Source organism: Variovorax sp. WDL1, from assembly GCF_001541225.1.
Classification (GTDB): Bacteria; Pseudomonadota; Gammaproteobacteria; order Burkholderiales; family Burkholderiaceae_C; genus Variovorax.
The window spans coordinates 1-7,530 of record NZ_LMTS01000259.1; the positions used below are offsets into that span (position 1 = coordinate 1).

The following is a 7,530-nucleotide window of genomic DNA, read 5'->3' on the forward strand; positions in this document are numbered from 1 at the left end:
CGTACCGTCACTTATTGCACTGAAAACGAGGAGACCCCGCTTCACGATGACGCCACATGATGCTGTCCTTCCCGAAGGCTATGCTCAACGCTGGGCGGCCGAGGTGAACGCAGCCAAGTGAGGGGGCGCCGAGGCTAGCTTCACGGTTGCGATTCAGCCGAAGCGAACGATTCCGTGCTGAGCGGCACGAAGAGTGTCGGGGAACCCGCTCGATCGCTGGTCTTGCCGGATGGCGCCGATCGCAGGGCGAAGAAGATCGGGTTCACCGGCACCGTTTGCATTGAGTCTGGCCGCTGCGCGGTCACACCGCCCACCGACGCGAGATAGGCACGCGTCTCGCCGGGAAGCGTTCGGCCCGTCGCGAGATGCTCGGCGTAACGCGCGGGCCCGGCATTATAGGCCCCGAACAGCCCGGGATAGCCGAACCGGTCGTACATCAACCGCAGATAGGCAGCGCCCGCGACAATGTTGTCGTGTGGGTCGTGCGGATCAGCTCCAAGTCGAAGCGCCGCACGCACCTGTGCCCATGTGCCGGGCATGAGCTGCATCAGGCCCATCGCACCGGCCCGGCTGGTGATCGGCCGCCCATTCAAAATCGTCTTTCCGGCGCTCTCGGCGCGCATGACGCGTTCGATCCATGCCGCCGGGATGCCTGACCGGGCCGATGCTTCATCGATATAGGGACGCCAACGCTCGACCAGTTCCGCATGCGCCGACGTTGCTACCAGCAGCGCTAGCGCGATGGCGAGCGATCTCAGCGCGCCCACAGCAAGGTTGCTTTGCCGACGATATCGCCGCGGTCCGTTGGACCGAAATAGCGCCCGTCGAACGAGGCGGGGCTATCGGCCATCAGCAGCAACATCGCCCCGCGCCGGAGCGTGATGCAGCCGGTCCACCACGGCATCGGGCGGCCCGCGCCATCGCGGATCAGGCGGTTCGCGATCCAGCGGCCATCGACGAATATCTCCTGCCCGAGCGCGCAAACGGTATCACCAGGTTCGGCCGCGACGCGCTTCACCAGCGGCACGTTGGCGGGCAGATAGTGCCGGCGCGCGGCGAAATCGCGGGCAGGAGCTGGCGGCCAGGCGATGACCATATCGCCGGTCGCGAGATCGGTCCCCCCGACACGGTAGAGCCCGATCGGTGCGCTCGCGCTGGCATTCCAGACAAGGAAGGGGCGCGGCGGGAGCGCGATCGTGGCGGCGAGCGCGGCCGCGAGCCCACCAAGGGCGAGGCCGCGGCGCGCAAAGCGCCGCCGCCGCGATCGGGCGAAGCGAAGGCTCTGGCCCCAGCGCGCGAGCGCGGCAGCCGCGGTGTGGCGCTCAATCACGATCGCGCTCCCCGCGGGCGCCCAGCGACCAGCAATCGAGATCGTCGATATGATAGCGGACATGGCGGCAATGGCGCCGGAAGCGCGGACCGGTGCCGGCGCTGCGATGTTCCTGGAGCGTCCGCACCGAAACGCCAAGATAGTGTGCGGCCTGTTCGGGGCTCAAGAAAGGGGAGCCGCGCAGTGCGAGGCCCGCGCGGGCGACTTGATCATCGTCGTTCATGGCTTCGATCCAAATGTATCGCGCCGCGACGCGCGGCGGGTGGATCGGGTGATGCCGACGGATCGCGCGCGCGGGGAGTGTCGAAAACCGGCACTCGCATTTCGACACACCCGGGTGAGAGGGCAGGGTGCCGACGGGGCGGCGCAGACCCGCCCGAAGCGCGAGGCGCCAAATTAAACTTTGGGCTTAACCAGCCTGTTCGGATTTCCGGCCGAACGCCTCCAGTGCGGAACCAAGCCCCTCACCGACGATCCAGTGGGCGCGGGCAAGATGGCTTTCCCAGCACTTTCGCGCGGTCTCGCCATCGGCCGCGACGTCGAGGCCGAGGATCAGTCGTGCTCCTTCGGCCCAGCCCATGCCGGCAGCGTCGGCGTCGAGCAACTCGGCGTAAATCGGAAGGGTTTGCCGATCATAGCCCGTTACCTGACCACTTGGCGCGACATTCCGCAGCACAAGAAACTCCAAATGTGGTGTTTGCTCATCAATTTGGAGACCTTACGCCATGGCTAAAAGGCCCGCAAGCGGGCTCAACATCGCTTATGTCGAGCCGGAAGACTCTTGCCCACAATTTGCGCGTTCTACGTGCCGCGAGAGGCTTGTCACAGGAAGCGCTGGCAGATGCCGCGATGGTCGATCGAACTTACATCAGCGCTCTCGAACGTCAGAAGTATAGTGTCACTATCGACCGGCTCGATGAGATCGCAAAACCTCTCGGCATCGAAACCTACGTCCTGCTGATGAACGACCTTCCGCCAGAAGTCCTGAAGAATTAGCCGTCGGGTCACCAGGTCAGGATCGGCAGCGGTCCCTGCCTGACCAAGCTTTCACCCATTGCGACCAACCGGCGTATGGCGGACTTGCGGTATTCTCCCGGCCCAGGCCATTCGCCGCCCTCCAACAGTTCGGTCGCGATTTCCCTGAGGGATGCGCCATCCGCGCGGGCATCGCGCGCGCGCAGCGCCGTGGCCGATCGTATTACCCTGGAAGCCCTCTCGACCGCGCTAGGTTCAGTTCCCGCAAGTCTATGCTCAAGTCGCCGGATAGTGTCCATCTGCTGGGCTAGCCGCCCATCCTGTGCGAGCAGGTAGGTCAGGTGGACGGGACCTGACATTACGGTCCCCGAGACAACATCCAGGCGAAATATCTCGCCATGGGCGATGAAGCGGACGTGCTCGCCATCCGCATCCGGGAGGATGCGCGAATCGAAGCGGCGAATGTCCGTGGCATCGAGCCGGGTCGTCGCTCTCGCCCCGACCAACAGCACGCGCGCATCGACGTCCGCTCTCCACATGGGTGCCGCGTGGACGCAATCGAGCTCCGGATTCTCAGGGAAAGTGCAGCCCCCATTCGCCCGCGGAGCCGGGCTCGCCTGCGGGTATCTCCGCGGTCAACGCGCTGGCCGCGGCAAATCGCCAATAAGCAGAATTCCGGCGCAGTACTTCCCAGGCAAGTGCATCGCGGCCCAGCGCCGGGATGGCATCATAGGCCGCCCGGTCGCGCCAGTCCGGCAGATGCGCGGTCCCGCTCACGGCGTTCGTCAGCCCATCTCGCCCATCTGGGAGCGGATGAACATCTCGGCCGCTTCGGCCTGGTCGGGCCGCAGCGCGTCGATCGACGGCAGATGGTCCGGCACTCTGTCTCGCAACAGGATCGAGGGGCATTGGCCCTCGACATTGCCGAGGTTGGGGCGGTGCTGGGCGTAGCCGACGAGCGCAGCCAGTTCCGGCGAGAAGTGGCGCGCTACCTGTGGTGGGTAGACTAGCCATTGCAGCTCGAAGGGTTTCAGCCAGCCGAGGCAGTAGCTGATGACGATGCCGCGCCGAGGCGCCGCGCTGGCATTGCCGCCACCGCCATGCAGGGTGGAGCCGAGGAAGATCAGGGCGTCGCCCGGCGACACCGTTGGCACGACCACGTCCTCTTCGGCAAGCACCGGAATGTCCTGCTCGAGGTGGCTTCCCGTCCAGATTCGCGTGCCGCCGTTCTCCCGCGTGAAGGTGGTCAACGGCCACATTACGTTGACGAGATATTCGAGGCTGCCTTTGGGCCCTTGCCACATGTCCTGGTCGCGGTGCGGCAGCTGGGGCAGAGCACCGGGGTGGATCTCGATGGCCTGGGTCAGATTGAGCGCGATCCGCTCGCACCATGGCAGGAGCATCTGCTCGACGATCTCCAGGATCAGCGGATGCCTCGCCAGGCGTTCGATCGCCGACGAGCGGGTCAGCAGCGATCCGAAACGCTTCGTCCTGTCGCCGTAGAATGCCCCTTGGCATAGCGGTGTCGCAGCGAAGCGAGGGTTCAGATCCGCCTCGATGCCAGCGATCAGGGCAGGCTCGACGCCGCGCCCGAACACGCACCAGCCATCGCGCGCGAGCATCGCGGCGTGGCGATCGACGGCGGCGCTCATGCCGACACCCGATCGGCAGCATCGGCATAGACACCCGTCCAGCGAAGCCGCTCGGGCGTGTCCGGACGGACATGGATGAGGAAGGCGCCGATCGCTCCGCCTGGGAGATGCACGGCGGGCCCGAGCGGCTCGGCCTGCCAGCCCATCGCGAGGACTTCCTTGCGGAACGGATCGGGGATGAGGCCAGTCAAGCGCTCGATCCCGCGCTCCAGCGCAAAATCTACGACTGCCGAGAACAGCATGTTGCGCAGTTTGAGTCTCCGGGCAGCACCGTGTCGCTGGGGCAGACATAGCCGCGTGGTTTCCCAGGTCGTATTGCCCACGGGGACCCCGAATGGGCAGAGATTAGAAAAGAGCGTACCAAGCATGTGCGGATGGGTACTGGGAAAGAGCCGGATAGAGGCTTGATGCTCACCGCGTGCGTCAGAGACGATGAAATAGACAGTATGAGCATTGTCGAACTGGTCGATCTCGTACTGGTCATCGACCACCGGGACATCCCAACCGAACAGGTCGACGAAAAGACGCTTGCGGTCGGCGAACATCGAACAAAGCAGCGGCTGGCTGTCCGCTGCCAAATCATTTTCGATAACATGGATCATAGAGGTTTCTCCCGGCATAGACCTGTCGTGCCGGAAGAGAGCAGCGATGAGCGGCCCGAAATAGACCGAGTGATTACTCGGGTTGACGAGCCCTCAGCTCGTCCAGACCGATTTCCCCGGCAAGCACGGCGCTCACGACGAGCTCGGTGCGGTCTTGCGCGCCAAACAGGCGGCGCGCTTCGGTCAGATAGCCATCAACCGTGCGAGGCGTGAGAGCTAGCGCGCGGGCAATCTCCTTATTGGAATATCCGCGTCCCGCCAGAATGACACAATCACGCGGGCGCGGGTGCAGTCTCGGCCGGCATGGGACAGTCGGCAACTCCCCGCAGAGCAGCCGGCGGGCCGCCTGGAAAGCAAAGACACCGATCATCTGCGCAGCACCGAGGAACAACTGCGCACGCTCGGGGCGGCACATTCCTGCGAATGTACAGGAACCCATACGCTCGCCGAGCCGGACATGCGGCACCGTGATGCCTTCGTTCAGCCCCTCTTGTGCGCCACGTTCCAGGCTCGTGCGATCCTGCTGGTCCAGGCGAATGATCCGAGGCAGGTCGGACCAGAGGAATGCACTGTCGGCAAAGATGCATCCGCGGATAACGGGATCGCGCCTGAAGCGACGCTGGGTCACGAGCCGCTCCATGATCGCTGGCGGATAGTCCCTTAAATCGACACGGTCGGGTCGCGGCGTCCGCAGGTCGTCGTGATGCACCAGCGCGTAATGCCGGAAGCCCATCTCGCGGACGACCGCCTCCATCAAGGTGACAAGTTCATCCCGCGATGACGTCGCCCGAAGGACTTCGACAACGGTGCTGGTCAGCTCAAGGCAGAACGGTCTGCTGGGCCGTGCGTCAGACTGCATTCATTCATGCCTCGTCCCCCTGCTGGACCGATTGCAACAGATTCCCCGACGTTCAGATGACGCGACGTTCCGCCACTTGAAGCTCAAGATTCCCCGCTTCGTCAGGTTTTCATTGGCTGTGGGCGTGATAGCGGGCCCGTCATCTCGACGCCCCACTCATTTCGCCGGCTCGCCAACATCGGCCCGATAGACCAGCTCGCCCTCAATGAAGGTCATGTCCACTCGCGTCTCGTGGATCTTCGTGGGCGGGACGGCAAACGGGTTTTGATTGGTGACGATAATGTCAGCGAGCATTCCCGGAACGATGCGCCCCACCTTGTTTCCCATTCCTTCCTGCCGTGCCGAATTTTCGGTGAAGATGCGGAATGCCTGCTCAAAGCTGATCGCCTCGGATTTGCCAAAGCTATCCGCGCTGCCACCGGACCTTTGGCGCGTAACCAACTGCTCCAGGCCTATCCAGGGATTGACCGACGGGACAACCGACCAGTCGGAGCCCGGCACGACCAAGGCATCGGCCTCCAGCATTTCGCGCACCGGCCAAACCCGCTCGATCCTTTCCGGCCCCACCGCCTTGGTGATGTCGTCGTTGATCGGAGTGGGACCCCAGAGATAAGGGGAAACCTCGAAGGTCGCACCGATCGCTCGTGCCCGCTTGATGTCCCCGGGAGCAACGAATAGGGAATGTCCGACCTTGTGCATATTGGGCGTAAAACCATTGGCCTTGCGGGCAGCCTCGATGGCGTTGAGCCCTTCACGCACCGCGGCATCTCCCGCTGCGTGGAACTTCACTGTTAGCCCCTGCCTGTCGAAATCGGCAACCGCCTTGTCGAGGACATCTTGCTGTATCAGCAACAGACCCATGCGGCTGGCTTCATCGTTGCGCCCACCAACTCCGCCCGCATAGGGCTCCAGCATGCCGGCTGTATGACTATCAGTCGGAACACCATCGAGAAAGATCTTGACGCAATCGGCCGCCAGTCGATTCCGCGAATAAATGTTGCGAGATGCAATCGCCGACAGGGTCGAAGGGACGCCCGGCGCCCACGTGATGCACAAGCGCACCCTTTGCTTCAGCTGACCAGCATCGGCGATAGCGGCATAGGTCGCAAGCTCGGTTGCCCCTCCGGCGGTGAAGCCGACAGCGGCTTCGGTAAAGGAGGTGATGCCGAACGACAGCATCTGCTGCAGCGACCATCTAAGGCCAGCTTCTGCCTGCGCCAACGTCGGCTTGGGGGTGATGCGCGAGATGACATCGACGGCGGACTCCCTTTGCACGCCGCTCGGCACGCCATCAGCATCGCGCTCGAAGATGCCGCCAGGAGGGTTGGGAGTCTCTTTGGTGACACCAGCCAGCTTCAGCACCTGGCTGTTCACCCAATTGCTGTGGCCGCTGGTGTCCTCCAGATAGACTGGATTGTTGGGTGCCACCTTGTCGAGCATGGCTCGGTTGGGGATCTTGCCCAGTGCCGAAGCATCCCATTGACCGCCGATGATCCAGTCTCCCGGCTTGGCTTTGTCGACACAGGCCCTTACGAGGTTGAGCGTCCGTTCGAGGTTCGACCCCTGCGGAATCTTGCACTGTGCCTCGCGCACCCCGGCATAAATGGGATGCACGTGCAGATCGTGCAGCCCAGGCAATACGGTGCGGCCACCCAGATCAATGGTCCGGGTGCCGTCTTTTCGTAGCCTGGCGACCTCTTCCGAAGATCCGACCGCGATGATCACCCCTTCATGGACCGCCAGCGCTTCCGCCCATCCATCTGGTGTTTTGACGTGTCCGTTTGCCAGAATCAGGTCCGGACCGGATGATGTGGCAGTGTCCAACAGAGGCGCCGGCGCGCCACGGGCGGGCTCGACGATCATCATGGCGGCGAGCAGCGAATGAGCAAATATGGCCCTATGCATCGGCATCTCCCTGGCGCCTTGGTTGAAATGAAATGGAATGATCGCGCGAGGCTAATGCGGCAGGCGCTTCCTTTATGTCCACAGAACTGATTACAGCGATACGCGAAAAATAGCGGTCACGATCAAATTGGGCATTCCAATCGGACGAGAGAAATTCGCCCCCTTCAATGCTGCGCAGGGGCATCCCCAGGGCCAACAGGTGCTGGC

At 63.4% G+C, this 7,530-nt stretch carries 12 protein-coding genes; 1 reads left to right on the forward strand and 11 read right to left on the reverse strand.

Annotated features, from left to right (window positions below; genetic code table 11):
- Nucleotides 1-140: 140 nt before the first annotated feature.
- From APY03_RS32625 to APY03_RS32640, 4 genes are all read right to left on the reverse strand, one after another.
- The gene (locus tag APY03_RS32625) at nucleotides 141-767 is read right to left on the reverse strand and encodes a lytic transglycosylase domain-containing protein (RefSeq protein ID WP_068683781.1); all 627 of its coding nucleotides are present in this window, start codon (nucleotides 765-767) and stop codon (nucleotides 141-143) included.
- A complete protein-coding gene (locus tag APY03_RS32630; protein WP_232062359.1) occupies nucleotides 755-1,330 on the reverse strand; it encodes a S26 family signal peptidase in 576 nt (191 codons plus the stop codon). Before APY03_RS32630 ends, APY03_RS32625 begins: the two co-directional genes overlap by 13 nt.
- Nucleotides 1,323-1,553 (reverse strand): helix-turn-helix domain-containing protein, encoded by a 231-nt coding sequence (locus APY03_RS40820; RefSeq protein ID WP_083944709.1) that lies wholly within the window; start codon nucleotides 1,551-1,553, stop codon nucleotides 1,323-1,325. Before APY03_RS40820 ends, APY03_RS32630 begins: the two co-directional genes overlap by 8 nt.
- 186 nt (nucleotides 1,554-1,739) lie before the next feature.
- Nucleotides 1,740-2,018, reverse strand: coding sequence for a hypothetical protein (locus APY03_RS32640; RefSeq protein WP_068683784.1), 279 nt, complete (start codon nucleotides 2,016-2,018; stop codon nucleotides 1,740-1,742).
- Between the two features lie 2 nt (nucleotides 2,019-2,020).
- On the opposite strand from APY03_RS32640, the gene APY03_RS32645 reads away from it, so the two are divergent.
- Nucleotides 2,021-2,326: a helix-turn-helix transcriptional regulator gene (locus APY03_RS32645; protein WP_232324497.1), complete on the forward strand. Its 306-nt coding sequence runs from the start codon at nucleotides 2,021-2,023 to the stop codon at nucleotides 2,324-2,326.
- Nucleotides 2,327-2,334: 8 nt separating this feature from the next.
- Here the strand turns inward: APY03_RS32645 and APY03_RS32650 are convergent, their stop codons facing one another.
- The 7 genes from APY03_RS32650 to APY03_RS44880 all read right to left on the reverse strand — a co-directional run.
- Nucleotides 2,335-2,844, reverse strand: coding sequence for a DNA -binding domain-containing protein (locus APY03_RS32650; RefSeq protein WP_068683790.1), 510 nt, complete (start codon nucleotides 2,842-2,844; stop codon nucleotides 2,335-2,337).
- A gap of 34 nt (nucleotides 2,845-2,878) precedes the next feature.
- Nucleotides 2,879-3,082 carry a transcriptional regulator domain-containing protein gene (locus tag APY03_RS44875; protein ID WP_232324498.1) on the reverse strand — a complete coding sequence of 68 codons (204 nt, stop codon included), beginning with the start codon at nucleotides 3,080-3,082 and terminating at the stop codon, nucleotides 2,879-2,881.
- A gap of 8 nt (nucleotides 3,083-3,090) precedes the next feature.
- Nucleotides 3,091-3,957 carry a phytanoyl-CoA dioxygenase family protein gene (locus tag APY03_RS32655; RefSeq protein WP_068683792.1) on the reverse strand — a complete coding sequence of 289 codons (867 nt, stop codon included), beginning with the start codon at nucleotides 3,955-3,957 and terminating at the stop codon, nucleotides 3,091-3,093.
- Nucleotides 3,954-4,559 carry an acyl-homoserine-lactone synthase gene (locus tag APY03_RS32660; protein ID WP_068683794.1) on the reverse strand — a complete coding sequence of 202 codons (606 nt, stop codon included), beginning with the start codon at nucleotides 4,557-4,559 and terminating at the stop codon, nucleotides 3,954-3,956. The genes APY03_RS32655 and APY03_RS32660 overlap by 4 nt, the downstream gene beginning before the upstream one ends.
- Before the next feature lie 73 nt (nucleotides 4,560-4,632).
- Nucleotides 4,633-5,418 (reverse strand): LuxR family transcriptional regulator, encoded by a 786-nt coding sequence (locus APY03_RS32665; protein ID WP_083944710.1) that lies wholly within the window; start codon nucleotides 5,416-5,418, stop codon nucleotides 4,633-4,635.
- Between the two features lie 156 nt (nucleotides 5,419-5,574).
- Nucleotides 5,575-7,284, reverse strand: coding sequence for an amidohydrolase (locus APY03_RS32670; RefSeq protein ID WP_068683803.1), 1,710 nt, complete (start codon nucleotides 7,282-7,284; stop codon nucleotides 5,575-5,577).
- Nucleotides 7,285-7,315: 31 nt separating this feature from the next.
- Nucleotides 7,316-7,530, reverse strand: a 215-nt coding sequence (locus APY03_RS44880; protein ID WP_232324499.1) for a hypothetical protein, incomplete at its 5' end; no start/stop codon positions are given.

Bases quoted from the DNA above. Each gene is read 5' to 3' on its own strand.
- APY03_RS32650 (WP_068683790.1), bottom strand. From the start codon at position 2,844: ATGTGGAGAGCGGACGTCGATGCGCGCGTGCTGTTGGTCGGGGCGAGA.
- APY03_RS32665 (WP_083944710.1), bottom strand. From the start codon at position 5,418: ATGCAGTCTGACGCACGGCCCAGCAGACCGTTCTGCCTTGAGCTGACC.
- APY03_RS32655 (WP_068683792.1), bottom strand. From the start codon at position 3,957: ATGAGCGCCGCCGTCGATCGCCACGCCGCGATGCTCGCGCGCGATGGC.
- APY03_RS32670 (WP_068683803.1), bottom strand. From the start codon at position 7,284: ATGATGATCGTCGAGCCCGCCCGTGGCGCGCCGGCGCCTCTGTTGGAC.
- APY03_RS32660 (WP_068683794.1), bottom strand. From the start codon at position 4,559: ATGATCCATGTTATCGAAAATGATTTGGCAGCGGACAGCCAGCCGCTG.
- APY03_RS40820 (WP_083944709.1), bottom strand. From the start codon at position 1,553: ATGAACGACGATGATCAAGTCGCCCGCGCGGGCCTCGCACTGCGCGGC.